Origin of the sequence: Rothia sp. HMSC08A08 (assembly GCF_001808385.1) — a bacterium.
GTDB classification, from domain to species: Bacteria; Actinomycetota; Actinomycetes; order Actinomycetales; family Micrococcaceae; genus Rothia; species Rothia dentocariosa.
The window spans coordinates 30,250-55,578 of the sequence record NZ_KV793071.1; the positions used below are offsets into that span (position 1 = coordinate 30,250).

General features: G+C 50.9%; 18 protein-coding genes. 11 read left to right on the forward strand and 7 right to left on the reverse strand.

All coding sequences use genetic code 11. From position 1 onward, the window contains the following. Positions 1-42: 42 nt before the first annotated feature. Both HMPREF3164_RS05510 and HMPREF3164_RS05515 read right to left on the reverse strand, forming a co-directional pair. Positions 43-834, reverse strand: coding sequence for an MIP/aquaporin family protein (locus HMPREF3164_RS05510; protein WP_070449468.1), 792 nt, complete (start codon positions 832-834; stop codon positions 43-45). Between the two features lie 266 nt (positions 835-1,100). Next, positions 1,101-2,867, reverse strand: a complete 1,767-nt coding sequence (locus HMPREF3164_RS05515; RefSeq protein ID WP_070449470.1) for a glycerol-3-phosphate dehydrogenase/oxidase — start codon at positions 2,865-2,867, stop codon at positions 1,101-1,103. Positions 2,868-3,000: 133 nt separating this feature from the next. On the opposite strand from HMPREF3164_RS05515, the gene HMPREF3164_RS05520 reads away from it, so the two are divergent. Next, the gene (locus HMPREF3164_RS05520) at positions 3,001-3,948 is read left to right on the forward strand and encodes a sugar-binding transcriptional regulator (RefSeq protein WP_070449472.1); all 948 of its coding nucleotides are present in this window, start codon (positions 3,001-3,003) and stop codon (positions 3,946-3,948) included. Between the two features lie 16 nt (positions 3,949-3,964). On the opposite strand, the gene HMPREF3164_RS05525 is transcribed toward HMPREF3164_RS05520, so the two are convergent. Next, positions 3,965-4,870 carry a LysR family transcriptional regulator gene (locus HMPREF3164_RS05525; RefSeq protein ID WP_048754844.1) on the reverse strand — a complete coding sequence of 302 codons (906 nt, stop codon included), beginning with the start codon at positions 4,868-4,870 and terminating at the stop codon, positions 3,965-3,967. A gap of 576 nt (positions 4,871-5,446) precedes the next feature. On the opposite strand from HMPREF3164_RS05525, the gene HMPREF3164_RS05530 reads away from it, so the two are divergent. The 6 genes from HMPREF3164_RS05530 (at position 5,447) to HMPREF3164_RS05555 (ending at position 14,565) form a co-directional block, all read left to right on the forward strand. After that, positions 5,447-8,938: a bifunctional proline dehydrogenase/L-glutamate gamma-semialdehyde dehydrogenase gene (locus tag HMPREF3164_RS05530; RefSeq protein ID WP_004004366.1), complete on the forward strand. Its 3,492-nt coding sequence runs from the start codon at positions 5,447-5,449 to the stop codon at positions 8,936-8,938. Between the two features lie 290 nt (positions 8,939-9,228). Further along, complete coding sequence (gene gcvH / locus HMPREF3164_RS05535; RefSeq protein ID WP_004004367.1) at positions 9,229-9,615, forward strand: glycine cleavage system protein GcvH; 387 nt, start codon at positions 9,229-9,231, stop codon at positions 9,613-9,615. A gap of 453 nt (positions 9,616-10,068) precedes the next feature. After that, entirely contained in the window at positions 10,069-10,845 is a 777-nt protein-coding gene (locus HMPREF3164_RS05540) for a transcriptional regulator FtsR (protein WP_004004368.1), read from the forward strand. A 587-nt stretch (positions 10,846-11,432) separates the two neighbouring features. Further along, complete coding sequence (locus HMPREF3164_RS05545) at positions 11,433-12,020, forward strand: MerR family transcriptional regulator (RefSeq protein WP_004004369.1); 588 nt, start codon at positions 11,433-11,435, stop codon at positions 12,018-12,020. A 189-nt stretch (positions 12,021-12,209) separates the two neighbouring features. Continuing rightward, complete coding sequence (locus HMPREF3164_RS05550) at positions 12,210-13,022, forward strand: ParA family protein (RefSeq protein WP_048751981.1); 813 nt, start codon at positions 12,210-12,212, stop codon at positions 13,020-13,022. 106 nt (positions 13,023-13,128) lie between these two features. After that, positions 13,129-14,565 carry a mycothione reductase gene (locus tag HMPREF3164_RS05555; protein ID WP_070449474.1) on the forward strand — a complete coding sequence of 479 codons (1,437 nt, stop codon included), beginning with the start codon at positions 13,129-13,131 and terminating at the stop codon, positions 14,563-14,565. An 81-nt stretch (positions 14,566-14,646) separates the two neighbouring features. Here the strand turns inward: HMPREF3164_RS05555 and HMPREF3164_RS05560 are convergent, their stop codons facing one another. Further along, the gene (locus HMPREF3164_RS05560; RefSeq protein ID WP_246822617.1) at positions 14,647-16,743 is read right to left on the reverse strand and encodes an AMP-dependent synthetase/ligase; all 2,097 of its coding nucleotides are present in this window, start codon (positions 16,741-16,743) and stop codon (positions 14,647-14,649) included. Positions 16,744-16,771: 28 nt separating this feature from the next. Further along, positions 16,772-17,635, reverse strand: coding sequence for an alpha/beta hydrolase (locus HMPREF3164_RS05565; RefSeq protein ID WP_048751979.1), 864 nt, complete (start codon positions 17,633-17,635; stop codon positions 16,772-16,774). Between the two features lie 339 nt (positions 17,636-17,974). On the opposite strand from HMPREF3164_RS05565, the gene HMPREF3164_RS05570 reads away from it, so the two are divergent. Together HMPREF3164_RS05570 and HMPREF3164_RS05575 are read left to right on the forward strand one after the other, a co-directional pair. After that, the gene (locus tag HMPREF3164_RS05570; RefSeq protein ID WP_013398829.1) at positions 17,975-18,724 is read left to right on the forward strand and encodes a lysophospholipid acyltransferase family protein; all 750 of its coding nucleotides are present in this window, start codon (positions 17,975-17,977) and stop codon (positions 18,722-18,724) included. A gap of 119 nt (positions 18,725-18,843) precedes the next feature. Continuing rightward, positions 18,844-20,205 (forward strand): class II 3-deoxy-7-phosphoheptulonate synthase, encoded by a 1,362-nt coding sequence (locus HMPREF3164_RS05575; RefSeq protein ID WP_013398830.1) that lies wholly within the window; start codon positions 18,844-18,846, stop codon positions 20,203-20,205. 79 nt (positions 20,206-20,284) lie between these two features. On the opposite strand, the gene HMPREF3164_RS05580 is transcribed toward HMPREF3164_RS05575, so the two are convergent. Next, a complete protein-coding gene (locus HMPREF3164_RS05580; RefSeq protein ID WP_048754843.1) occupies positions 20,285-21,949 on the reverse strand; it encodes a serine/threonine protein kinase in 1,665 nt (554 codons plus the stop codon). 197 nt (positions 21,950-22,146) lie between these two features. Here HMPREF3164_RS05580 and HMPREF3164_RS05585 point away from each other — a divergent pair, with 197 nt between their 5' ends. Beyond that, positions 22,147-22,515: an Rv2175c family DNA-binding protein gene (locus HMPREF3164_RS05585; RefSeq protein ID WP_004004377.1), complete on the forward strand. Its 369-nt coding sequence runs from the start codon at positions 22,147-22,149 to the stop codon at positions 22,513-22,515. A 108-nt stretch (positions 22,516-22,623) separates the two neighbouring features. Here the strand turns inward: HMPREF3164_RS05585 and HMPREF3164_RS05590 are convergent, their stop codons facing one another. Beyond that, positions 22,624-23,766, reverse strand: coding sequence for a polyprenyl synthetase family protein (locus HMPREF3164_RS05590; protein ID WP_070449476.1), 1,143 nt, complete (start codon positions 23,764-23,766; stop codon positions 22,624-22,626). Between the two features lie 168 nt (positions 23,767-23,934). Here HMPREF3164_RS05590 and dinB point away from each other — a divergent pair, with 168 nt between their 5' ends. Continuing rightward, a complete protein-coding gene (gene dinB, locus HMPREF3164_RS05595) occupies positions 23,935-25,269 on the forward strand; it encodes a DNA polymerase IV (RefSeq protein WP_070449478.1) in 1,335 nt (444 codons plus the stop codon). Positions 25,270-25,329: the final 60 nt, after the last annotated feature.

Genomic DNA, 25,329 nt, shown 5'->3' on the forward strand with positions numbered 1-25,329 from the left:
TATGCCCACTCACCAAAATATCTTTAACCTGTGTAGTGGTTTCTAGAATCCCAAGACTGCAGGCACACTCAAGCCAGCCAATACGCCACCGATGATGGGGCCCAGAATCGGAACCCAGGAATATGCCCAGTTCGAGCCGCCCTTACCGCGAATAGGCAGAACAGCATGGGCCATACGAGGGCCAAGATCACGCGCAGGGTTGATAGCGTACCCAGTAGGTCCACCTAGACTCATACCGACAGCTACCACAATAAGTGCCACAGCCAACGGACCCAAGCCGGAGGGAGTCTGCCCGGAGGCAACGACCCAGCCAACAAGTACGAAGGTACCCAGAATCTCCGTCACCAGGTTCCAGCCATAAGACTTGATCGCGGGACCGGTCGCAAAGATACCCAGACGATTACCGGGCTCTTCATCAAAGTGCTTCTTATAGGCTAAGAACGCGGCAACAGCACCTAGGAAAGCCCCAAGAATCTGCGCCACAATATAGATCACAATGTTTTCTGGAGTTGCTGGAACACCCTTAGCCAAATCTTTACCGGCCGCCGCTAAACCAAGGGTAACCGCCGGGTTAAGATGCGCACCCGAAGGTCCAGAAAGATAAACGGCCGCAAAAACCGCAAACCCCCAAGCAAAAGTAATGACAACCCATCCGGCGTCCTTCGCATATGATTTGGGGAGTGAGACACCGGCGACCACGCCAGCGCCCAGAAGAATCAAAATGAACGTTCCAAAGAGCTCGGAAGCAAAAAGCCCAAGATGGGTAGCAACACCATTATCTCCCACCAGCAGGCTTACCGCCTGTACGGGAATGGTTGCAGCCAAGAGAGACATATTTTTCCTTTCGTCGCCGTACAAGACATCCGCCCTAAGGCACGTTACAGTGTAGCCCGGTCGCGCCATTGCGGATGCGCTATGACGGTGCGTTTGTGAGGTAGAGGAATCCCACGGAATACAACATATCGTAGGATTCCAAAATTATGGGTGGTGTGCCTGCTGGAAAAATACTAAATCAAACAGGCATACCATGCAGGATACGGCAACGATAAAGGCCGTATCCTGCGGCTGTATTGAGCGAAACTCTGAGCTTCGCACAAGTTTTAGTGATGTTGCACGCTGAGTTTCCTGCGGGGAGCCACCGGGTCTACAGCCACAATCTTGGCAGACGCCTCAGCATCGGTAGAAGTGGACTCTGCCTCGCGAATAGCTTTTACCCGTTCGGTGTAGAGTGCAAGTTCGCGCGCGACCTTCGCATCATCCCAGTTGAGTTCGGATCGCATAATCTCAAGGATCTCAGGGGCCGCAGCCAACCCGCGATCACGCTGTTCAAGGTCTAGACGCACGCGGCGAACCAGTACATCCTCGAGGTGCAGGGCCCCTTCGTAGCGAAGAGCGAACACGACATCGGCGCGTAAGAACTGCGGTGCATGTTTAAGAGGTTCGCCAAGATCCGGATCAGCATCAATAAGCGCACCAAGATCTTCAATCTGCGCGCCATAGCGTTCCAGCAGATGGGTAATACGGTCTTCATCCCAACCATAGCGTTGCGCGTAACGGCCACGGCCCGCCTCAATAGCGCGATATCCCTCGGCGCCTACCAGCGCGATAGTCTCTGTCACCGACGGACGTTCCTGAGCACGATCACCGAGTGCAAAATCAACCGCATCCGCCGCCATTACGCGGTAGGTAGTCAGTTTGCCGCCAGCAATGGCACTCATACCGGGGGAAACTTCCGTAACAGTATGCTCACGAGACACCTTGGTGGACTGTGCACCATCACCTTTAACCTTCGGCTGCAAGAGGGGGCGCAGCCCCGAATAGGTACCGATGATGTCGTCGTGGGTCAACGGGTTAGCAATCAGTTTGTTCGCTTGTTCCAGCACGTAATCAATATCCTGGCGTGTTGCCACGGGGCGCTCGCGGTCCTCGGTATATGGTGTGTCGGTCGTGCCAATAATCCAATAGCGTTGCCACGGAATAATGAAAAGCACTGATTTTTCGGTTTTCGTGAAAATACCGCTGGTAGCCTGGATACGATCACGCGGCACGACAATGTGAATACCCTTAGAAGCGAGTACTTCAAGACCGGCATCCGGGTTTGCCAGAGATTCGGATTCTTCGGTCCAGACCCCGGTGGCGTTAATAATGTGCTTGGCTTTGACCGTGAGTTCCTGTCCGCTTTCAAGATCTGCCAGTCGCGCACCTACCACCTTGCCAGAGGTGTCTTTATCAATACCCACCACCTGGGTACGTGAGGCAGCCAGGGCACCATAACCGCTGGCGGTGCGAACAACATCAACGACCAGGCGGGCATCATCTACACGGGCATCGTAGAACTGAATAGCGCCGGTAAAAGCGGAGTCTTTGATATCTGGGAAGACTGTTTTGGTGCCCTTTTTTGTAAAGTGACGCTGCGAAGGAACTCCCTTTTTGCCACGCGAACCGAAGTATGCGAGAGCATCGTACATGCCAATACCGATAGCGGAATAGGAGCGCTCAATGACCGGTGTCTTCAATGGCCACAAAAAGGGCTGCGCGTGTACAAGGTGAGGTGCAATTTTTTCGAGTAACAGACCGCGTTCCTTGAGAGCCTCGGTTACGAGTTTGAAATCTAGGTTATAGAGGTAACGTAGGCCACCGTGAATAAGTTTTGAGGACCAAGCGCTGGTGCCCGCAGCCCAGTCTCCGGCCTCCACAATACCCGTACGTAGGCCGCGAGTCGCCGCATCAAGGGCAATACCGGCACCAGTAATGCCGCCGCCAATTACCAGAACATCAAGTTCAGTACCGCTGCTCATCTCAGCTAGGGCACGTGCACGGGAATCTGTTGTTAGGTGCGAGAGTTGCGCAAATTGTTGAGAGCTCATAGGTATCTTTCTTCTTGTGAGTATGGAGGCCGGACTATATGCCGAACCGAGGACGTATTGCTCTCAAGTAAAACCTAGTGGTGAAATAATTACCAAGTGGAGTGAACGGATTTTCACTTAAGGTTAGGAACGAATGAACGAACGACTCAGCCAAACCTACGAGGTTGCGCAGCTGTATTACATCCAGAATCTCACAATGGATACTATTGCATCCCGCCTAGGAGTTTCACGCGCAACTATCTCGCGTTTACTCAAAAATGCGCGCGAGACAGGCATGGTGCAGATTCGCCTCGACGACTCATATAGAACCCGACATGAGCTCGAAAAACGGTTGGGGGAGCGGTACAAAGTTCGCGTTACTCTTGTGAATACCAAGCAGGATGCTACCCCAATCGCTAGGATGAGCCAGGTTGCGCGTTCTGCCGCGCAAATTCTTGATTCGCTAGTCGATAACGGCACAAGCATCGGGGTGGCCTGGGGCGCAACTCTCACAGAGGTTTCGCGGCATCTTCCTAAACGACCACTAGAGGGGGTGAGCGTGGTGCAATTAAACGGGGCAGGGAATGCGCATCATTCTGGAATACCATATTTAGGCACGCTACTGGGACGCATGGTAAGCGCCTACGATGCTTACATGATTCATTTTCCGGTACCCGCATTCTTTGACTTTGCCGATACCAAAGCTGCGATGTGGCGCGAGCGGAGCATCCAAGCAACACTGCAGGTGCAAAGCCGGGTCGATGTAGCAGTTTTCGGTATTGGTGCTTTCGGAGGGGCTATTCCCTCTCATGTGTACTCGGGTGGGTACTTTGATGCGGCAGAACAGCGCTTACTGCGTGAGCAGGGAGTGGTTGGCGATATATGTACGGTGCTTCTGCGGGAGGACGGAAGCTGGAATGACCTTGAGATTAACCGTCGGGCATCCGGCCCCAGCCCTCAAGAGCTTTCCCGCATTCCTCGTCGTATATGCGTAGCCTCCGGAACGCACCGTGCGGCAGCGCTAAGAGGAGCGTTGCGTACGGGCGCTATTACAGACCTGGTGCTCGACGAAAAACTCGCCCGAGCCGTGATGGAGAAATAGTGTTAAAGAATTCTTGTTATGAGCCGAATGCTTCTTTAACGGCATGCTGAAGCGCATCACGAACCATTACTAGGGCCGGATTCTTCGCGGACTCTGTGCGCACTGCGGTAAAGATCTTGCGTGAAGGCTTACCCGGAAGATCTACTGTGCGAATACCCTTTGTGTTAGATAGGCTTGAGAGTACGAATCCTGGCACTATAGTGGTTGCGCATCCTGAACGCACCAAGTTTGCATTAGTGATCATGTCGTTTGCGCTGTACCGAATATCTGGTTCGAACCCTACAGTGCGGCACTGATTGATAGCCCATTGGCGCGATGTATTCTGCTCCATCTCAAGAACCCAAGGCAATTCATTGGCTTCTTTGAGAGATTTGATGCTGGAATCTTCAGGAACGATAAGACTCAGGGGATCCTCTACCAAAAGCTCAGAGTGCAGGTCTGGATACTCGGGGATGGGATGGTGCGGATAAGCCTCTGAAAGAACCATGTCGTACTCGCGGCTTCGAGTGAGTGAAGTTCCCGTCTCTGGGTCGATCTGTAGAACGTGCAGAATTAGACGCGGTGCATGTTCTTCGAGGTATTTGATAGCGCGGGGCAGAAGTGCAAAGGAAGCGGATTGGAAGATCGCCAAGCGCACGGTTCCTGCTGGTTCTCCTGCAAGGTTTGCTACTGCTGTCTGCATGCGGTCTATCTCGCGCAGTATAGTACGAGCACTATCGACCATGACAAGACCGGCGTTCGTGAGCTGAACGCGCCGCCCAACACGTTGTAATAATGCTGTACCTGTATCTTTTTCGAGGTTTGCAATTTGCTGTGACACAGCAGATGGGGTCAAGCTGAGAGCATCCGCAGCAGCGATAATGGTGCCGCGTTCGTGAATCTCCAGAAGCATTTGCATACGCCGGATATCAGATACAGACATAAAGTCTCCTTAAGTTAGCGCGGTCGTGGTTGGTTTAGTGGAATAAGGGTGCGCTGTTCGCATAGGTCTTGCTGCCCCTCATTTTGTGGAGTACTAGGCTACCTGATGCGGTATCTTAAACCACCTTAAGCTTTTCTTCATGGTATCGAAATAGGTACTTTCTGTGTCGCAGAAACGACGGACGCAACGATAAAGTTTTCATAAACATTTTGGGATGTCATTCTCTTGTAATAAATGAACTCTGTTCGTTTTGTCCAGTACTAAGTACTGTATTTTGATTGCAAACAAGTCTGGTTTAAAGCCGTAAATCTTTAAGGTTTAAAGTGCTTGTTGAATGTTGGATGAGGTGGGGTTGGGTGGTAGTTGTTTGGCTTGTAGTGCGCTCAGGCCCTTCCGCCTATTTCATGGGGTTTAGTGGGGATTTGCGGCCGTCAAAAATATTTAGATATTCTAAAATATTATTGGCAAAAACATTCAGTTTTTCTAATGAGGTATTCAATACCCTTTTGTGGTGAAATAGAGACATCAATACGCTTCGTGTGCTTATAGCACACCGTAGTTAGTTAGGAGTCAAGGATGACGCATCCTTTCGCATCTGAGCATTACCAGAAATTGGCTCAGGACGCTCGTGCACTCGTTCGTCAATGGGTGACTGAGTCTCAGTCCATTAAGCCAACTTATGCTGCCAAGCAACTGGCTGGTGTTTTGAAAGACCCAAAGGGTCTGCCCTTTACCGTTGGATTTGTCGATGGCGTCATTCGCCCTGAGGACGACAACGTTTCGGGTCGTAACCTATCTCGTATTTCTGGTCTAGCTCCTTCCTTCTTGCCGTGGTACATGAAGTCCGCCGTTGGCTTCGGCGGTAAGCTGGCCGGTAAGATGTCGTGGCCTACCGTTCCTGTGGCGCGTCGCGTATTGCGCGAAATGGTAGGTCACCTGATCGTCGATGCTTCCGAAGAGAAACTGGGAGATGCCATCGCAGAACTTACCAAGAGTGGTAACCGTTTGAACGTTAACCTGCTGGGTGAGGCAGTGCTGGGTGATAATGAAGCCGAGCATCGCCTCTCTGAGACTAAGCGTCTGCTCGCTCGTGACGACGTTGATTATGTTTCTATTAAGGTATCTGCTGTCTCTGGTCCTCATCAGCACTGGGCATTTGACGAAGTTGTCGAAGAAGCAGTTCGACGTTTGACTCCGCTGTATGAGCTGGCCGCATCCTCTTCCCCCAAGAAGTTCATTAACCTGGACATGGAAGAGTACAAAGACCTCGATATGACCATTGAGGTCTTTACCAAGATCCTGGATCAGCCTCATCTGAAGGATCTTGAAGCAGGCATCGTGCTTCAGGCATACCTGCCCGATACTCTCGCCGCAATGCAGCGGTTGCAGGCGTGGGCAGCGGAGCGCGTTGCTAACGGCGGTTCTTCCATCAAGGTTCGTCTGGTTAAAGGCGCCAACCTCTCCATGGAAATCGTGGAAGGTGTTATGCATGGTTGGCCTGTTACCACCTGGGACACCAAGCAGGCTGCAGACACCAACTACAAGCGCATCCTCGATTACGCACTGCGTCCCGAGCATGCGAAGAACATCCGCCTAGGCGTTGCCGGGCACAACCTCTTTGACGTTGCGTTTGCGTTGCTTTTGGCTGAAGACCGCGGCGTTAAGGATCGCGTGGAGTTCGAGATGCTGATCGGCATGGCCGAGCAGCAGGCAGAAATCATTCGCCGTCGTGTGGGACACCTGCTTCTGTATGTGCCCGTGGTGAACCCCAAGGAATTCGACGTTGCTATTGCATACCTGATTCGTCGCCTAGAAGAGAACGCATCTTCCGAAAACTTCATGTCGGGTATTTTTGATCTCGCAACTGACGAAGAAATCTTCAAGCGCGAAGAAGACCGCTTTATGCGCTCACTGAACTCGGTCACTGATGAGGTTCCGGAAGGCAAACGCCATCAAAACCGTCAGACTGAGAATGCAGATAACGTGTTCGTACCCGCAGGTCGTTTTGAGAACACACCCGATACCGACCCATCGCTGTCTGGCAACCGTGAGTGGGGCCGAGCAATCCTTGAGCGTTCCAAGACCACTCAAATCGGTATTGCTACTTTGAAGGAAAACGAGCTAACTTCTGCCGCTGAGGCTGAACAGCTTGTTGCTGATGCTGAAGCATCGGGTAAGGTTTGGGGTCGTCTCTCTGGCGCTGAGCGTGCTGCTGTACTGCGTAACGTTGGTAAGGAAATCGCCCTGCACCGTGCCGAGCTTCTGGAAGTTATGGCTGCTGAGGCCGGCAAGACTCTGGATCAGGGTGATACCGAGGTTTCTGAAGCTATCGACTTTGCCTATTACTACGCAATGCTTGCTGAGGACTTGGAAAAGATTGACGGTGCTCAGGTACAGTCGGTTGATTTGACCGTGGTTGTTCCGCCGTGGAACTTCCCGACGGCTATTCCCGCCGGTGGTGTTCTTGCCGGTCTGGCTGCAGGTTCGGCTGTTATCTTCAAGCCTGCAACTATTACCGCACGTACTGGTGCTCTGATTGCTGAGATCATGTGGAAAGCAGGCGTTCCCAAGGACGTTCTGAAGCTCGTCAAGGTTGTTGACCGTGAGGCTGGCAAGGTTTTGATCTCTCACCCCGAGGTTGATCGTCTGATCCTCACCGGTGGTTACGAGACGGCAGAGCTCTTCCGCTCCTGGCGCGATGATCTTCCGCTGTTTGGCGAGACCTCTGGTAAGAACTCTATCATCGTGACCCCCAACGCTGACATCGATCTTGCTGTCAAGGATGTTGTATACTCGGCATTTGGACACGCAGGTCAGAAGTGCTCCGCAGGCTCTACCGTCATCTTGGTAGGCGCTGCCGCACAGTCCGAGCGTTTCCGTCGTCAGCTTCTTGACTCCGTCAACTCTCTGCACGTGGCACATCCGCAGGATATTGAAGCTCAGATGGGGCCTGTTGCACAGAAGCCTGAAGAGAAGCTTCTGCGTGGTTTGACTACTCTAGGGCCGGGGGAGCGCTGGCTCATTCAGCCTAAGGAACTTGACGATACCGGTCGCCTATGGAGTCCCGGTGTTCGTGAAGGCGTTAAGCCTGGATCTGAGTACCATATGACCGAGTATTTTGGTCCGATCCTGGGCATCATGACCGCGGATACTTTGGAAGAAGCTATTGAGCTTCAGAACGCACCGGATTACGGCCTCACCGCTGGTCTGCATTCGCTGGATGCTGAAGAGCTTGAGCTCTGGCTCTCCAAGGTGCAGGCAGGTAACGTCTATGTGAACCGTGGTATTACCGGTGCTATCGTTCGCCGTCAGCCCTTCGGTGGCTGGAAGAAGTCCACTGTTGGTTCTGGTACCAAGGCAGGCGGTCCCAGCTACCTTATTGCATTGTCCGATTGGGAGCGCACCGAGGCTACCGCAACCGCTGTTCCTCAGTCAGTTGCTGTACGTGAAGTTCTGGCAACAGCAGATAACGCCGATTTGTGCACCGCAGAAGATTTCGCCTTCCTGACCCGTTCGGCATCCTCGGATGCTGAGGCTTGGGAGAGCGAGTTTGGTTACGGCTACGATCCCTCGAAGCTTGGCGTTGAGCGTAACATTCTGCGTTACGTTCCCACTCAGGTTCTGGTACGTGCTGACGAATCCGCCTCTGTCGCAGAGGCTGTTCGTGTGGTTCTTGCTGGCTTGGCTGCGGGTGCGCCGATGGCTCTGTCTGTGGGCAAGGATCTGCCAGTCGCTGTACGCGGTATTCTTGAAAACAAAGGCATCAAGTACCTGGTCGAGTCCGATGAAGCATGGCGCACATACTTGGCTTCTAACGCTAAGACTCCGGTTCGCGCTCTGGCTGGTACTCCGCTTGAAGGTACTCGTATCCGTTACATCGGTGATGACGTCAAGTCCGTGTACACGGCCTTGGGTGGTCGTCCCGATGTTGCTGTGTACTTCCACCCCGTGACCGAGGCTGGTCGTATCGAGATGCTCCCCTTCCTGCGTGAACAGGCCGTTTCGATTACCGCACACCGCTTCGGTAACCCGAACCCCTTCTCAGAGAGTGTTATCTCCTCTCGATAAGTGAGGTTCTAGCCTGAGTTGGGCTAAATAGAATGAGATGCCTCGTCTCTGCTATACGTAGAGGCGAGGCATCTCACTATATTCTGTCTGATTTTCAATGTGTGAAATTTGCGAGGCACATCTTAACCTTACGGAAATTACTTCTGAGAACCCATGACACGATTCGGAAAAAACGTGCTCAACATTACGTATCTATGAGATAATTTGTGTATTGCCTCTCGTGTCCCACACCGTGAGAGGTTCGCACAGAACCGTGCGTAGCAAGAACACACTGAAAGGAAATCGCTGCTATGAGCAACGTTCCCGCAGAACTTCTGTACACATCTGATCATGAGTGGGTTTCCCCCCTTTCGGCTGAAGGTACTGTTCGCGTCGGTATTACCGATCATGCGCAGGATGCGCTGGGTGACGTGGTTTATGTAGACCTGCCCTCTGTCGGTGACTCCCTCGATGCTGAGGGTAGCTTTGGCGAGATTGAGTCCACTAAGTCCGTATCCGATCTTCTGTCACCAGTTGCCGGTGAGGTTGTCGCCGTCAATGAGGCGCTGGCTGATGACCCCGCACAGGTGAACTCCGATCCTTACGGTGAGGGCTGGCTTATCGAACTTCGTCCTGAAAATGCTGATGATGTGGCAAAGCTTCTCTCAGCGGAGGCCTATCAGGCTGAGCTGGACTAATTACCGGTACCTAGGCGTAGGATAGATATCCGGTGATTACCGTCGAAAAGACGGTAATCACCGGATAATTTTGTAAAATGTGACGAAAAATAAATACAAATAATTCTAAAAATTTATCAATACCTATACTTATATGTCGCATGGAAAAATAAGGGTTTTTGGATGAATTGGTATTGTTTTACTACTTGATAGTTAAAGTTTTGTAATCTTTCGGCATCGAAAATGCCGTTATTCAGCGGTTTTCTAATGGAATTCTGAGACGGAACACTATAAGATTGACTCAAAGGTTCAGTGTTTATCATTTTGTGATAAATTATCTGAACCTCACTCACTCATAATACAAAAGAACAAGTAACGCCGTCTGCGAAGAAGCCGATTAGGTACTATGCAGCACGCCGAGGCGGTCTGCGCATCGGCGTGGCTTTGACGAGCACAATTTCTCAAAGGAATACTATGAACTCCCGCATTGATGACAATCTCGCTCGGGCAGAGGCTCTAGTAGAGAGCGCTGAACGTGGCAAAGATAGTCGTGACCCCCGAGATATTAAGAGCCGCACTATAGGACAGGTTTTAAGCCAACTGGATCTTGATTTTCCGGGGATCAGCGCCTCTAAGATTCGTTTTTTGGAGGAGCGTGGTTTGGTCCACCCCAAACGTACCGATACTGGGTATCGAAAGTACTCTCAAACCGACATCGAGCGCCTGCGGTATATCTTGACGATGCAACGCGACTACTATATGCCGCTCAAGGTTATTCGTCAGCATCTTGACGATCTTGAGGCGGGTCGCGCCATTAACTCTGTACCTGCACCCGTTTCGGACGAGATGTTGGACCAGGTTTTGGGATCCACCAACGTTGCAGAGGGGCGTACATACAGTATTCGTGAACTCGCAGAGTACTCGGGTGCGCCCGTTGAGCTTATTCGTGAGCTTATTGACTTTGGACTTCTGGATGATGAGGCAGATGCGAAATATACTGAATATGATGTGCTTATTGCCCGAGCTAGCGCTGAGCTTATGGGGCATGGCATTCAGCCCCGCCATCTGAGAGCTTTCAAATCCGCAGCAGACCGTGAAATATCTCTTGTCGAGATCGCGGTAGCTCCTTTAGCCTCGCGTCGTGATGCAGCTTCTCAGACACAGGCCCAAGAGCGAGCTGATAAGATTCGCAAACTTTGTCTGCAGCTGCATGCAACCCTTGTAGAGTCGGCAATGCCGACGTATAACTAGGACTTTCCGTACGCATGTAGTTAGAAACTTGCGCTGGCTTCTGCGTCTGTCTACGAAGTAGGGGCTAGTCCTGCCAAGAAAAATATCACTCAATCTCAGCGTTGGATGCGTGAAAGTTGATCGCTTTTGCGCATCCATTTTTTAAGGTTTGTTGCGGATATAGTGCTCAATATGAGTAGGGTTTACATGTTTCCATGACCGTATTTTAGGCGCGCTTAGACGTTGTATGGGCGGAGAATAATCTACTAAAGCTCGACTCCCACCCTGAAGATGTGCAAGTTTTATGCTAAAGGGAGAGATAGGTTAAACTATAAAGGCTGCCGTAGCTTTCAGAAGGCGCGGTTCCTCTTTTTATCCCGTAATGTATTTGCTCTCTAAACGTGTAAAAACTGCTGGAGCTTAGTGCCCGGTATTTCCGTGCATTTGAACGGGTAACAAGGTAGGATAACAAACAGAAGTAACCCGTTCGGCTACGGACATCGGATAAGAAGGAGGTATTGCCAATGGCGCGATATAGCGTCGGTGACAAGACCACACCAGGGAATACCTCAAAAACTGGATCTCGTTCTTCTGAGGCTTACCATGATATGCATGGTACAGCCGAGCAGTTAGAAGGGTTTGAAGTTCTTCTTCCGATGGCACCACCTCCGCGTGGTGAACAGGGGGTTCTTTTTAAAGATCCTGTATCAATCGTCGACGAGAACCTAGGGTACCGCGGGTCTGTTGCCAGGAAAGCTGCCGGGATTAGCTATCGGCAGCTTGACTACTGGGCTCGTACGGAGCTTGTGGTGCCTACTGTGCGCTCCGCCTCAGGGTCTGGGACTCAACGGCTCTATAGTTTCCGCGATGTATTGGTTCTCAAGATCGTTAAGCGCCTTCTCGATACCGGAGTATCTTTACAACAGATTCGTACCTCTATTGACCATCTTCATACTCGGGGGATCGAGGATCTTGCAGGAATCACCCTGATGAGCGATGGAACCACTGTTTATGAGTGTACGTCGCCGAGCGAAGTTATTGATCTCGTACAGGCTGGCCAAGGTGTCTTCGGAATTGCTATTGGGCGAGTCTGGCGTGAGATCGAAGCGAATCTGAATGGGCAACCTAGTGAAGAGATGCAGACGGTATCGGACGCGGAAGACGAACTTGCCGCACGCCGCGCCCGTAAAGCCTGACGTGCACTAAAACCTCAATACTCTAGTAGAGTGGTTTTAAAGACATACGCTGTGGCACCACATATGCGTGATATACACGAGTGTAAAGATTATTGGGAAAACTTGCGATCGAGAGTTATCGAACGCAAGTAATTTCGATAAAATAAGAGTGCACTCATTCAATTGTTGAACTTATAACTTCGGAGCGCCATGCCTAGAATTGTCAGTGTTAGTAGCCTCAAAGGTGGCGTGGGTAAGACCTCCATTGTGTTAGGTCTTGCATCAGCAGCGTTGCACGGTGGGCTCAAAACCCTTGTCATAGATCTCGATCCCCATGGGGACGCTAGTACCGGACTTGCCGCGGAAGGCGGGTGCCCGGACATTGCCTCTATCCTGCTTACCCATGACACCGATGCGCTCACCCGCCTTGTGAGCCCGTCAGCTTGGAATAGCCTGGTGGGTACACCTACGCTACTCACGAGCACTCCTATAGAGGGCGGCGAAATTCATGTAGCTCGTGGTTCGGCACGTTCGGCTCTTCTCGATACGAAAGAGCCCGCGCCCTTCATTGAACGGTTGCAGAACCTTATCGAAAATACTGGGAGCACATACGACCTAGTCCTCATCGACTGCCCACCGTTTTTAGGGACCCTTACAGCAACTGGATGGGGTGCAAGCCAGCGAGTGCTTTCGATTGCGGAGCCTTCACTTTTCTCCGTGGCGGGTACTGAGCGTACCCTCCGTGCGATTGTTAGGTTCCAGAAGGACGAGAATAGTTCTGTTGAGGCTGCTGCCGTTGTCGTGAATAAATTACGTGCCGACGATCCCGAGCACAGCTATCGGTATGAAGAATTGAAGGCACTCTTCGGGCAGCTTGTTGCTGAGCCTACGTTCAACGAGGAAGCTGTTATTCAACGTGCTCTTGGGGCAGCACATCCGATTCACTTCTGGCCCGACGAAGAAGCTGTGGAGCCCTCCATACGATTTACACGTCTGCTTGCCGGACTCATGGCAGCACTGTAGAACCTAAGTAATTGGTTGCCTGCCTGCACCCCGGAATAAAATCTGGGGTGCAGCGTTGTATTGTTCGTATTAAGACTCAAGTAATTTTTATTGCAGGTGAGGGACTATGAGTATCAAAGAGCTCGAAATTATTGATGGCGTAGCACAGTACGACCTTATCGTCATCGGTTCGGGATCGGGGAACACCCTGATAGGACCGGAATGGGATACCAAAAAAGTAGCGCTTATAGACGGCGGTACTTTTGGCGGAACATGCCTGAACGTTGGGTGCATCCCCACGAAAATGTTTGTGTACCCGGCAACTACTGCGCAGAAAGCACGTGAGCTCAATAAGTTAGGCATTGAGGCTGAAATTACTGCAATTAACTGGGCACAGATACGCGATCGTATTTTCCCTCAGCGCATCGATAAAATTTCTGCTGGTGGGCGTGACTGGCGCGCTGGTCTACCTAATGTGGATTACTACCCCGAATACGCTCATTTTGTTGATGCTCACACAGTGCAGACAGAGTCCGGGCAGAAACTTTACGGTCGCCAGGTTGTAATTGCTGCGGGTTCGCGGGCGGTTCTTCCGGCGGTTCCCGGTATTGACTTACCACAGGTTCATACAAACGACACGATTATGCGTTTGGAGGAGCTCCCTAAACGTCTTGTAGTGCTTGGTGGCGGGGTTGTCGCTGCTGAGTTCTCACACGTATTCTCTGCTTTGGGGGCACAGGTCTATCAGATGGTCCGTTCTAACCGTATTCTCCGTGAGGTAGATGTAGAAGTTGTAGACAGGTTCGTAGAAGCAGCATCTCACCAGTGGAACATTCTCCTGGAACGCTCTCTTGTCGAAATCCGCGAGAATGGCGATGGAACCGTTACCGTTGTGGTTGAACACAATGGTGAGGTAGAGGAGATTGTTGCGGATATTGTACTTGCCGCAACTGGTCGCCGCTCCAATAGCGATACTCTTAAAGCATCCAGTTTCTTTGACGTCGATAGCCACGGGTTTATTGGAACTGATAAATACCAGCGCGTACTGTATAACGGTTCTCCCGTACCTGGAGTATTCGCGCTAGGTGATGTCTCCTCGCCATTCCAACTCAAGCATGTGGCGAACCATGAGGCACGGACCGTTCAACATAACCTCAGCCACTCCGATAGCTTCGTTGCCAGCGATCATCGTTTTGTCCCTGCTGCGGTTTTCAGTAATCCGCAGATAGCAACTGTGGGACTCTCAGAAGAGAACGCCCGGAAGCTGGGAGAGCGTGAGGGCTTCGAAGTTACGGTGAAGAGCCAGAACTACGGCGATACCGCTTATGGATGGGCTATGGAAGATTCCGTGGGATTGGCGAAACTTATTGCCCGCAAAGACACGGGACAGCTCTTAGGCGCTCACCTTGTAGGGGAAGAAGCCTCAGTGTTGATCCAGCCGCTTATTCAAGCCATGAGCTTCGGGTTAGGCGTGAAAGACATGGCCCGTGGTCAGTATTGGATTCACCCTGCTCTGACTGAAGTTATAGAAAATGCTCTTCTTGGGCTAGATGTAGATAACTAGTTTTCATATATAAAGCTGTGGGGCCCCTCCCCAACCTTGGTGAGAACCCCACAGCTTTTAGCCTCTTTTCGCATTCAAGAGCTACGATTCTTCCGAAGAGATTCGTGGAGCTTTTTGTTGTTCTGAATCTCCGTGCACGTGCTCTTTACCATCAGGGTATGTACGCTCTTTATCTGAAGGTGTGGCTCGGACTGGCTGATGCTGAGATAACTTTTCCGCCGCTTGCCCTTTAAACTCTTCAAGACGTTCAGTCGCTTCAACCTTCAGATCATGAAGTTTTTCTGTCTTCTCTGTTTTGAACTCTTGGAGCCTATCAGAAGCTTGCTCGGCGTAGCTTTGCAGACGTTCGAGTTTATTATTAGCGCTTTCCGAAACACGGCTATAGATGTCATCCACATAAGCAGAAAAATCCTGCAGAATCTTAGCCCGTTTGAGCTTTTGAGAAGGTGTTAAATAGCCGTCCGCCTCCGTCAAATCCTTACCCATAATGCGGAATTCACGAATAGCTTCTGCACGAGATACCAGTTGATTAGCCTCATCAATAATACGCTGGATCGCGGCGCGCACGGCAGGATGCACGGCGGCCTCCGGCATAGAAAGGGAACGCGGAAGCCCCAAATGCTCAAGCTGATCGGGGAGAGTATCGGGATCGAGAGTAACCAAAGCCGCGATAAAGGGTTTCTGGTCTCCCACGAGCATAGCCTGAGATACTAAGGGAGAAGTTCGTAGATGGTTCTCCGCAGTGCCGGGAATAACATTCTTGCCCCCGGCCGTCACGATGATTTCTTTTTTGCGCCCCACAATTTTGAGGAGCCCTTGATCATCGAAACGGGCTAGATCACCGCTCTTGAACCATCCATCGTCAGTGAAAGACTGGGCATTTTCAGCGGGATTTTTGTAGTATTCCTTCATCACGCCGATTCCACGCAGTTCAAGCTCGCCATCTTCGGCAAGGCGGCCTTGAGAACCTGGCAGGAGCGGACCAATAGCCCCGATCTGAAAATTGCTGATGCGCCCGGCAGCAATCGGCGCACATGTTTCTGTGAGACCATAACCCTCAACCACTCGGACTCCTACCGCATGGTAGAAATGATTCAACCGTGGGGAGAGAGGCCCGCCTCCGCAGACTGCGTAACGTAATTTACCGCCCATAGCGGCGCGCAATTTTGTGTAAACTAGCTTATCGTAGAGTGCATATTGTGCCGCCAACTTGAGGGGGAGTCGTCCAGAAACTTTAGCCTCAGACCAAGCGATGGCGACCTTAACCGCTCGCTTAAAAAGATTTTCGTTTATGGTTCCGCCACGAGCCGCCTTAGCCAATGCTCCCTCATAAATCTTTTCAAAGACACGCGGTACCACCAGCAACATGGTGGGCTTAAAACTATTCAGATCAGCCGCAAGATTCTTGATGGTAGGGGAGTGCCCAACAACAACCCCGGAATCCAAAGCAAGAACCTGAATAAACCTTGCCAGAACATGCGCTAAAGGTAAGAAAATAAGGGAAGAACTACGCGGATTAGCGATCTCCGGCTCCGCGATGCGCGTGTTAAGACTCAGATTAAGAAAGTTTCCGTGCGTGAGCGCACATCCTTTAGGCTTACCTGTTGTTCCAGACGTGTAGACGATGGTTGCAAGCGAATCGGCATGGGCATGTGTGCGGGCCGCTTCAAGTTCGGCATCGGAGACATCTAGACCTGCCGTGATGAGTGTATCCAGATCTCCATTTTCAATAACCCAACGATTTTTAATATTGAGCGGGTGAAATTTATGCGCCTTATCAGTAATCTGAACCAGTTTATCGTTCTCCACAAAAATTGCTTGTGCCTCAGAATGCGATAAGGCCCAGGCAACTTGTGCGGGTGCGTTCGTCTCGTAGATAGGTACCGATATGGCTCCGGCATACCAGATAGCAAAATCTATTAAAGCCCACTCAAAGCGGGTGCGGCTCATAATACCTATGCGATCACCAGGTTTAACGCCATGCGCAATGAGTCCCTTGGCTACAGAAACCACCATGTCATGAAACTGATGTGCGTGAATGTCCTGCCAATTGCCAGGCGACATCTGCCACCGATACAGCACTGGATTTGAGGTGTCGGAGGCATGGCGTTCCACAATACTGGTGAGATTCAACGCTGGATCTACCATAGCTTCTGCGGGTACGGAGACAATTTGCATACAAGGCCTTTCAACGCTGTAGCTTGGATTATGCTTCACAGTCAACGACAAAATCTTGTATCACGGATAAGACAAGTTCCGCGTCGTAGTCTAGAGTCGGCACATGGTAACTGTGAGTCAACCATTTAAAGTTTACCGGTGCTGAGCAGTGTTCTAGAAAATAGCGGTGCGAACTATCTGAGACAACATGATCATGAAGGGAACGCAGATAAAGCACCGGAGCTCGTAGCAAGGGTATCAGCTCACGAGTCTCTCGGCCCAAAAGGTGAAGCTGCCGTACAGAAACGGTAGGAGTTCGCGGATATGCACCTTCATCAACTCCAGGACGGGCAATGTCAGATCCCACAGATTTGAGCGAAGGAAATATAGGGGCAACTCGGTGTGCCACTTTCATCATGGGGTTTACATCCACAAAATAGGGGTTAATGAGCACCATGCCTAGAACATCATGCCGAGCCGCTAAATTGGCAGCAATGCACCCGCCCATAGAAATACCGATTACGATAACCCGATAGCCTGCATTGAGGAGTTTCCAATATCCTTCTTCGACACCGTCAACCCACTCTTTATACTCGGTCGCCACCATGTCTCGCCAGTGTGTGCCATGCCCAGCAAGACGAGGCATCTCAACAGGGTAGCCGAGCTTAATAAAGTGATCTGCTATAGGTCGCATACTGTGCGGGGATCCTGTGAAGCCATGAATGATGAGAATGCCAACATCACCCTCATAGAGTTCACGGTCAGCCGGATGGGAAATAGGATCGTGGTTGAACTCCGACTCTAAAGAGCTTTGCGCACGCATTATTGAGGGCTGGATGGCAAGCTCACGACGCTGACGTGCCTGACGGCGGATGCGGCGAAACGGTTCACCTGCATTCTCGAAAATACTCATGGCATCCTTTCAACAGTACACTCTCACTTTGAGACTTGGAACCGTTCAAGAGTTGAAATAGGTTCGTGGTCAATTATTACCTACAGCTCTGGGATAACACCGTCTGAGCTACGCTAAGAGCGCGAAAACGATAATATTCACAGATAACTATCAGACAAAAGTCACCTCGGCGTCGGGAAAGAGCGGATTTCGGCACGGTACTGCTAAAACCGTTACAATCTAATCACGTAGAGGTTTCGCATTGTTGCCGTCCTCTCGTGATATGTGCTCGCTAACCACATCCGTCATATACGGGTACGCGTGCCTATCCCGCATTTATTGTTTTATGACGGAAGAGCTATGACCCTCGCCTACAGCACCCTCAAATTTCTTAGTACGCCCATTCTGCATAGTCTCTATCGGCATGAGATTATCGGGCTTGAGAACATACCCCAGGGACCGGTCATTATTGCAAGTAACCACCTAGCATTTTGCGATTCAGTTTTTATACCTCTTGCGCTCGATCGCCCTATTAATTTCTTGGCGAAAAGTGATTACTTCACAACATCCGGTGTCAAAGGTCGCGCTATGGCTAAATTTTTTACAAGCATGGGTCAGCTTCCCATGGATCGTTCCGGTGGGGTCAAAAGTCAAGAATCTCTTGCCAGAGGCCTTCGGGTGCTAGAATCAGGCGGCATACTGGGGATCTATCCCGAAGGCACCCGCAGTCCTGACGGGCGTGGCTACCGTCCCAAAGTTGGAGTAGCAAGATTAGCCCTTGAATCTGGAGTTTCCGTCGTACCAGTAGGGCAGATTGGTACGGACCTGGTGCAGCCGCTGGGAACAAACAGGCCGCACCTGCACAATCGCGGACAAAAGATAACGATTCGTACAATTTTTGGAAAGCCGCTAGATTTCTCCAGCAGAAGTCACGAAGCGCATCTTTTCTCCGTACAGCGTGAGATTGCGGATCGTGTAGGTGTAGCTATTCGTGAGCTTAGCGGGCAAGAATATGTTGATGTGTACGCGGATGCGGTGAAAAAACTCATGGCGTCCGACAGCTTAACCGCCGAACAGGCTGTAAACCGTCTGTGTGCAGAGTGCCCATAAACTTATCTAAGACTGCGCCATATGCTCAGATACGGCATTTTAGGAAGGTACAATAATCTTTATCCTTGTAACGCCGCGTCAGCGTGCTGAACCATACAGAAATTCTGGAGTACACACCCATGAGCAACGCGAACCATAACCACCAGCTTGGCGCAGATTACGGGTTGGATACCTGGCGGAATCTGCATATAGATCAGCAGCCTACATGGGCAAATCACGCTGATTTTGACGCAACTGTTGCCGAGCTGAGCTCTCTGCCCCCGCTAGTTTTTGCTGGTGAGGTAGATTCTATGCGCGAACAGCTGGCGGAAGTAGCCGAAGGACGTGCGTTCTTGCTACAGGGCGGTGACTGTGCCGAAACTTTTGAAGGTGCCACAGCCTACAAAATCTCTGGTCGCATCAAAACTCTTCTCCAGATGGCGGCGGTTCTTACCTACGGCGCTTCGATGCCTGTGGTGAAGATGGGTCGTATGGCTGGCCAGTTCTCAAAGCCACGTTCCTCGGATACGGAAACACGTGGCGATGTTACTTTGCCTTCCTTCCGGGGCGAAACCGTCAACGGTTTTGAGTTCACGCCTGAAGCTCGTGAGCATGATCCTAAACGTATGCTGCGCGGCTACCACACCAGTTCCGCCACCCTTAACCTTGTGCGTGCTTTTACAAAAGGTGGCTTTGCAGATCTACGCGCGGTACATCAATGGAACCGCGGGTTTACTTCAAACCCAGCGCATGAGCGATACGAACAAACAGCTGATGAAATCGGCCGCGCCCTCAAATTCATGGAAGCCTGTGGGGTTGATTTTGATGCGCTCAAAACTACCGATATGTATGTGGGGCATGAGGCTTTAGTCCTTGACTATGAAAGGTCCCTCACTCGCATCGATTCACGAACCGACTTGCCCTATGACACCTCAGCCCATTTCTTGTGGATTGGTGAGCGAACTCGTGGGATTGATGATGCGCACGTGGATTTCCTCTCTAAAGTGCGTAACCCCATCGGTGTAAAACTCGGTCCCACAACCACCGCTGAAGATGCACTGGCCCTTATCGATAAACTTGACCCGAATCGTGAACCCGGTCGCCTCACTTTTATTACCCGTATGGGGGCTAAGAATATTCGAGAGAAGCTGCCTCCTATCGTCGCAGGGGTACAAGCTGCTGGTGCACAGGTTATCTGGGTAACCGATCCTATGCACGGTAATACAATTTCCGTTCCTTCTGGCTATAAGACCCGCCGTTTTGACGATGTACTCGATGAAGTTCGCGGTTTCTTCGAGGTACATGATGCTCTCGGCTCATTCCCTGGCGGTATTCACGTTGAGATGACCGGGGATGACGTTACTGAATGCCTAGGTGGCTCAGACGCTATTGATGAAGAAGCCCTAGCTGATCGTTATGAATCTCTTTGCGATCCCCGGCTGAATCACTCGCAGTCGCTTGAAATCGCGTTCTTGGTATCCGAGTATCTCAGGAACCGATAAGCAATCTAGTTTTAGCTTTATGCTGAAGGTCGCATAGAACTTTACAGAGTTCTATGCGACCTTCGCATATGGGATTACTCTATAATCCGCCGAAAAGCCTGGAAAAATCTTGCCACCAGGCGGCCTGCAGTACTGATGTGGCAAGCATCCAGCCCGTAAAACCAGCCGCCATAAAGAGAACGACCACCACTAATGCGGCGAGGCTCCACGCTGTAGCTGAAGGTGGCTCGGCAAGAGACTCGGTAGGGAATCGAGGATCAAGAATGTGCCGACGTTCGCGCTCCTGCGTTTGAGAAATCCAGCTTTGTTCAGAGTCTAGAGAGGAATTTTGCTCCTGGTTTGCTTGGACAGGAACACTTGAATTCCGGCGATCATATATTTGTTGCGGATCTGCATAGGCAGAGAACGATTCATCATCCAGCTGCTCTTTGGACATAGACTTTTCTTGCTGAGGAACGTGCTGAGTGGAAGGTGAATCTGATCGTGGTACTGGCGATGGCTCTGGTTGTAGCGCGTTATGGAGATTCGCTGGTGCACTAGGGGTTGAAGATGGGGGAGATATTAGGCTCTCGTCGGGACCATGTGGTTCTGGGCCAATACCTATATGCCCTTGTTCATGGACAGCAGGGGAGAGAGGGACACCAAAATCGTCAATTACCGAATTCTCTGCATCTACGTCGAGAATCAAATCTACCGCGCTGCCGTACGCGCTAATAGGAGTATCACGCACCATTTGCGCCATGCCGCTGCGCTCAGCAATATCACCCACCTCATCCCAAAGCGCAAGCTCGGAAGGCTCAAGATGCGGGGAACGCCATGCACGATCTTTAGGATTCATCCGCTGGGCTATCTCGGATAAAGCAGTGAAAAGTTCCGTGGCGTCCTCGGGGCGTGCATCCGCTTGTTTACGTGTGCACCACCTGATAATCCCCGCTATATCGGGGTCGATTCCCGGAGCTACTTCCGTAATTGGAGGCATCTCAATGTTGGCGTTGTGGTAGAGAACCTGTTGATCGTTGTGTAAACCGGTAAACGGTAAACGACCGGAGAAAATACGGTACATCATAACGCCCAGCGCAAAAATATCCGCTGGAGCACCAACACGTCCTTGCGGGTCTAAAATTTCAGGCGCCACATAGGCGGGGGTACCCATAAGAACCCCAGAGTCATATTGGTCATTGCGGCGCGTAAGACCAAAATCTGCTAACTTAATGCGCCGCTGAGTATCTAAAAGAATATTCCCCGGCTTCATATCGAGGTGAACATACCGATGCGCATGCACCTCTGAAAGCCCCTCAACAACGGGAAGCAAAATTTCAAGACCTTCCCCCATAGACAGCGCTTGGCGAGAGCGAAGGAGCTGGCTGAGCGTACACCCATAAACGTACTCCAAAGCGATATACATAATGCGCTGCCCCTGAAGATACTCGGTACCTGAAGACAACACACCTACTGTGTGACCCCCGCCAATTTTACGCAGAGAGCTTTCCTCACGATGGAATTTTTGCCTGTTCTCCGCTTGTTCGGCAAGTTCGGGCGTAAGCACTTTAATAGCTACGGGATTATTCGACCACAAGTCAGAAGCGTAATAGACTTCACTCATGCCTCCGCGGGCTATCATTCGTCCCATGAGGTAGTGCTTTTCGAGCACTTGACCGGTTAACCGCAGCGGCTGCTTATGATTCGTCTGGGGAGCAGGACCGGGTACAGAGGAACCGGAATTAGGCTGTGGAGTATGACTCATAGTGATAAAAATTTTAGGCGATGCATTTGAATGATGCGACCCTATTCGTCATGTCGGAACCTAACCCTCAGCAGATTTTCAGGAAAGGTGTATACCTGTGATTTAGTCGTAGGCTAGATGAGCACGCTACTTGCAACACACCAGCTTGCGGTACGGAATAAGTGGTAATTGATTAGGCTCTCTGGCACTCTTAAAGGGTGACTAACGAAAATATTGCTCAGACCTTTGCCCTTGTAGGCGAGTGGGTCACTATTCCAGAGATCGCTGAGATCCTCGATCTGAAGATCACTCGCATACATAATCTTCTTTCTGACGGGTCTTTGATAGCTTTGCGTGATCCCGAAACCAACGTGCGTAAAGTCCCCGCACTCTTTTTGAACGGGAACCGCGTCTTGGAATCTTTAAAGGGAACTCTAGTCGTACTCAAAGACTCAGGGTTCAGCGATGAAGAAGCAATCGTCTGGCTATACACGGATGATGACTCTCTTCCTGGGCGCCCTATTGATGCTTTGAAAGACGGACGCAAGACAGAGATCCGCCGTCGCGCACAGGCGCTTGCCTGGTAGAACAAAACTAAGAAGAGTTTTTATCAAGATCGAGTTCCAACGGTACCCGAAAAATATATAGTTATGCGGCGCATCTAACAGCTTGGATGCGCCGCATCACCATTCTCTCTAAGCTTTACGGTGCAGCGCCTTAGCCGCTATCGCGCTGAGCGCGCAGCGTATCGGCTCGGATACCGGCAGCGCATGAAGAGCAGTATCTACAGCTTCTGACTTCTGAGCGATAAGCTCTTCGACATACTCTAGAGCCCCAGAATCTATCATAAGCTCTCGGATTTTAGAGATTTGCTGGTTCGTGAGTTCCGGGTTCCCTAAGGCGCTTTCAAGCATCCTGCGGTCTTCAGCAGAGATATTTTGTGTTGTTAGCGCTATGAGAACGGTGCGTTTTCCCTCACGAATATCATCTCCGGCGGGTTTGCCTGTGGCGCTAGGTTCTCCAAAGACACCAAGTTCATCATCACGAAGCTGAAATCCTTCTCCCAGCGGAAGTCCGAAAGCACGATATTTCCCAAGAATCGGGTGGTCTTGATGCGCGATTGCGGTGAGTGCTAAAGCCCCTCCTAAGACGAGTGGGTGCTCACAGGAGTACTTTGCGGATTTGTATTGAATAACACGGTGAGCACGAGCGAGGGCGTTCTCAGGAGTCTCTGCTGGAATAACTTCGGAAAGCACATCAAGGTATTGGCCAGCCATAACTTCGGTACGCATAGTATCGAAGATATTTCGCGCTTCGGTGCCGGATAAAGCACCTTCTCCGATGGATGAGAACATCTGTTCCGACCACGAAAGGCACAGATCACCCGCAATGATTCCACCGGTTAGTCCGTAGTTGAAAGTATCGCCCACCCATGAGTTCTGGATGTGCTGCGTTTCAAACTTTTTATGTACTGAGGGCTTTCCGCGGCGTGTATCAGAGCGATCGATAATATCGTCGTGAATAAGAGCCGCTGATTGAAAGAGCTCAAGGGCAGCCCCTGCTCGAATAATAGGGGCAGGAGCCGATCCTTCGAGTATGGAGTCTCCTCCAGCGCCTCGCCATCCCCAATAGCTCAGAAGAGCCCGGAGACGTTTCCCCCCGGAAGAGAGCGACTCGATAGCTTCAAGAAGGGGCAGTGCATCGTGAGATATAGCGGTCAGCAGAGTGCGTTGTTGTGCGAAAAATTCTGACATAGTAGCTTCGACTGCGCGTAGGTAAGCTTCTTGCTCAGACTTAACGCCGTCGCTGAGATTTTCAGGTTTCGGCTGTTCTGCCATGTTTGTGTTCCTTAGGGGAGTGCGCGCGAATACTCCTCTAGAGTAAAGCACCGGTCGATATTTGCGAATATTATAACCTTCCTAAGGTCTGAGGTTTCTATAATATAGAATACAAGTACTAATTATAGAATATATATGCTATTATATTGTGAATTGGGAAGGAGGGGTATGAACCAGCAGCAGGGGCGCGTTGTTATGCATCTTGATATGGACGCTTTTTTCGTTAATGTGGAGCTTCTGGAGAGCCCCGAATTACAGGGTGCACCTATCATCGTTGCTCCACAGGGGCCTCGCGCCGTGGTGTGTTCTTCCTCGTATGAGGCTCGCATATATGGAGTTCGTTCTGGTATGCCCCTTTCACGAGCTCTTTCTCTATGTCCTGCTGCTGTGGTCATGCCTCTTCGCGGTAACTATAGGTATTATTCGCAGGCTGTTATGGATATTTTGCGTGCAGAAAGCCCGTTGGTAGAACAGGTAAGCGTGGACGAAGCTTTTGTGGATCTCACGGGTGCAGTTATCCATGGAACGAGTCCTGTAGATATCGCTCAGCGTGTGCGTTCACGAATTGCGGAGGAACTTCATCTACCAAGCTCGGCAGGGATTTCCGTCAATAAACTTATTGCCAAGATGGCTTCGACCGGTAGTAAACCTAACGGGCTATGGGTGGTTCCTCCCGCAAAAGTCCGTGAGTTTTTAGATCCACTTCCTGTCTCAAAGCTCTGGGGTGTAGGGTCTAAAAGTGCTGCAGCCCTCGGTAAATACGGTATTACAACAATTGCTGGTTTACGCGAACTCGACATAAGCTGGCTGCGTGCACGGTTCGGACGAGCTGCTGGAGAACACCTTTGGGCTACATCTCGTGGGCTCGATAGCCGTGATGTTGTGCCCTATCGTGAAGAGAAAAGTATAGGCGCTGAGCACACATTCGGGACTGATACTACGTCGGGGTATGAGATTACAGATGCTTTGCGCTCGCTTTCGTTTAAAGTGGGTATACGTTTGCGCCGTGCACGTAAGCTGGCAGGTTCTCTCAGCCTCAAAATTCGGTATGAAGGATTTGAGACTCATACGAAATCTGTGCCGTTGTCAGTTTCTTGCGATTCAGGTATGGAAATTTATCGGGCATCTCATGCTGCACTGCGCGGGATGGGGCTTTTGACCTTTTCTGCTGAGCAGTCTCAGGAGTATGCGACACGCGCTATTCGCCTCATTGGTGTTCGCGCCGAAAAACTTGAACGTAGTGAGCTCGGAGTGCAGTATCCACTCTTCGACGATGCAATACTGTTAGATTTAGAGGCAGGTTCTAAACATCTTGAAGATACTGTGGGTGATGATAGATTCAGGCCTGGTGCTTGGAATGGAATCCGCAATGCTCCTGACTGGAGCGCAGTGGAACATGCTCTCGATAGTATCCGTCAGAAGTTTACTGATGCAGCTGTTTCTAGTGCTTCTGATCTTTCATATATTCACAAGAGCAGCCCAGAAAAACAGAAAACTTCTTAGGGGAGCGCTCTGGAGTATAGGGGAGTAAAAAGTGGAGGGAATCGAAGGATTTGGGGTAGA

What these genes read in the sequence shown, in the direction of transcription:
- HMPREF3164_RS05510 (WP_070449468.1), bottom strand. Translation starts at nt 834, where the DNA reads ATGTCTCTCTTGGCTGCAACCATTCCCGTACAGGCGGTAAGCCTGCTG.
- HMPREF3164_RS05515 (WP_070449470.1), bottom strand. Translation starts at nt 2,867, where the DNA reads ATGAGCTCTCAACAATTTGCGCAACTCTCGCACCTAACAACAGATTCC.
- HMPREF3164_RS05520 (WP_070449472.1), top strand. Translation starts at nt 3,001, where the DNA reads ATGAACGAACGACTCAGCCAAACCTACGAGGTTGCGCAGCTGTATTAC.
- HMPREF3164_RS05525 (WP_048754844.1), bottom strand. Translation starts at nt 4,870, where the DNA reads ATGTCTGTATCTGATATCCGGCGTATGCAAATGCTTCTGGAGATTCAC.
- HMPREF3164_RS05530 (WP_004004366.1), top strand. Translation starts at nt 5,447, where the DNA reads ATGACGCATCCTTTCGCATCTGAGCATTACCAGAAATTGGCTCAGGAC.
- gcvH (WP_004004367.1), top strand. Translation starts at nt 9,229, where the DNA reads ATGAGCAACGTTCCCGCAGAACTTCTGTACACATCTGATCATGAGTGG.
- HMPREF3164_RS05540 (WP_004004368.1), top strand. Translation starts at nt 10,069, where the DNA reads ATGAACTCCCGCATTGATGACAATCTCGCTCGGGCAGAGGCTCTAGTA.
- HMPREF3164_RS05545 (WP_004004369.1), top strand. Translation starts at nt 11,433, where the DNA reads ATGCATGGTACAGCCGAGCAGTTAGAAGGGTTTGAAGTTCTTCTTCCG.
- HMPREF3164_RS05550 (WP_048751981.1), top strand. Translation starts at nt 12,210, where the DNA reads ATGCCTAGAATTGTCAGTGTTAGTAGCCTCAAAGGTGGCGTGGGTAAG.
- HMPREF3164_RS05555 (WP_070449474.1), top strand. Translation starts at nt 13,129, where the DNA reads ATGAGTATCAAAGAGCTCGAAATTATTGATGGCGTAGCACAGTACGAC.
- HMPREF3164_RS05560 (WP_246822617.1), bottom strand. Translation starts at nt 16,743, where the DNA reads ATGCAAATTGTCTCCGTACCCGCAGAAGCTATGGTAGATCCAGCGTTG.
- HMPREF3164_RS05565 (WP_048751979.1), bottom strand. Translation starts at nt 17,635, where the DNA reads ATGAGTATTTTCGAGAATGCAGGTGAACCGTTTCGCCGCATCCGCCGT.
- HMPREF3164_RS05570 (WP_013398829.1), top strand. Translation starts at nt 17,975, where the DNA reads ATGACCCTCGCCTACAGCACCCTCAAATTTCTTAGTACGCCCATTCTG.
- HMPREF3164_RS05575 (WP_013398830.1), top strand. Translation starts at nt 18,844, where the DNA reads ATGAGCAACGCGAACCATAACCACCAGCTTGGCGCAGATTACGGGTTG.
- HMPREF3164_RS05580 (WP_048754843.1), bottom strand. Translation starts at nt 21,949, where the DNA reads ATGAGTCATACTCCACAGCCTAATTCCGGTTCCTCTGTACCCGGTCCT.
- HMPREF3164_RS05590 (WP_070449476.1), bottom strand. Translation starts at nt 23,766, where the DNA reads ATGGCAGAACAGCCGAAACCTGAAAATCTCAGCGACGGCGTTAAGTCT.
- dinB (WP_070449478.1), top strand. Translation starts at nt 23,935, where the DNA reads ATGAACCAGCAGCAGGGGCGCGTTGTTATGCATCTTGATATGGACGCT.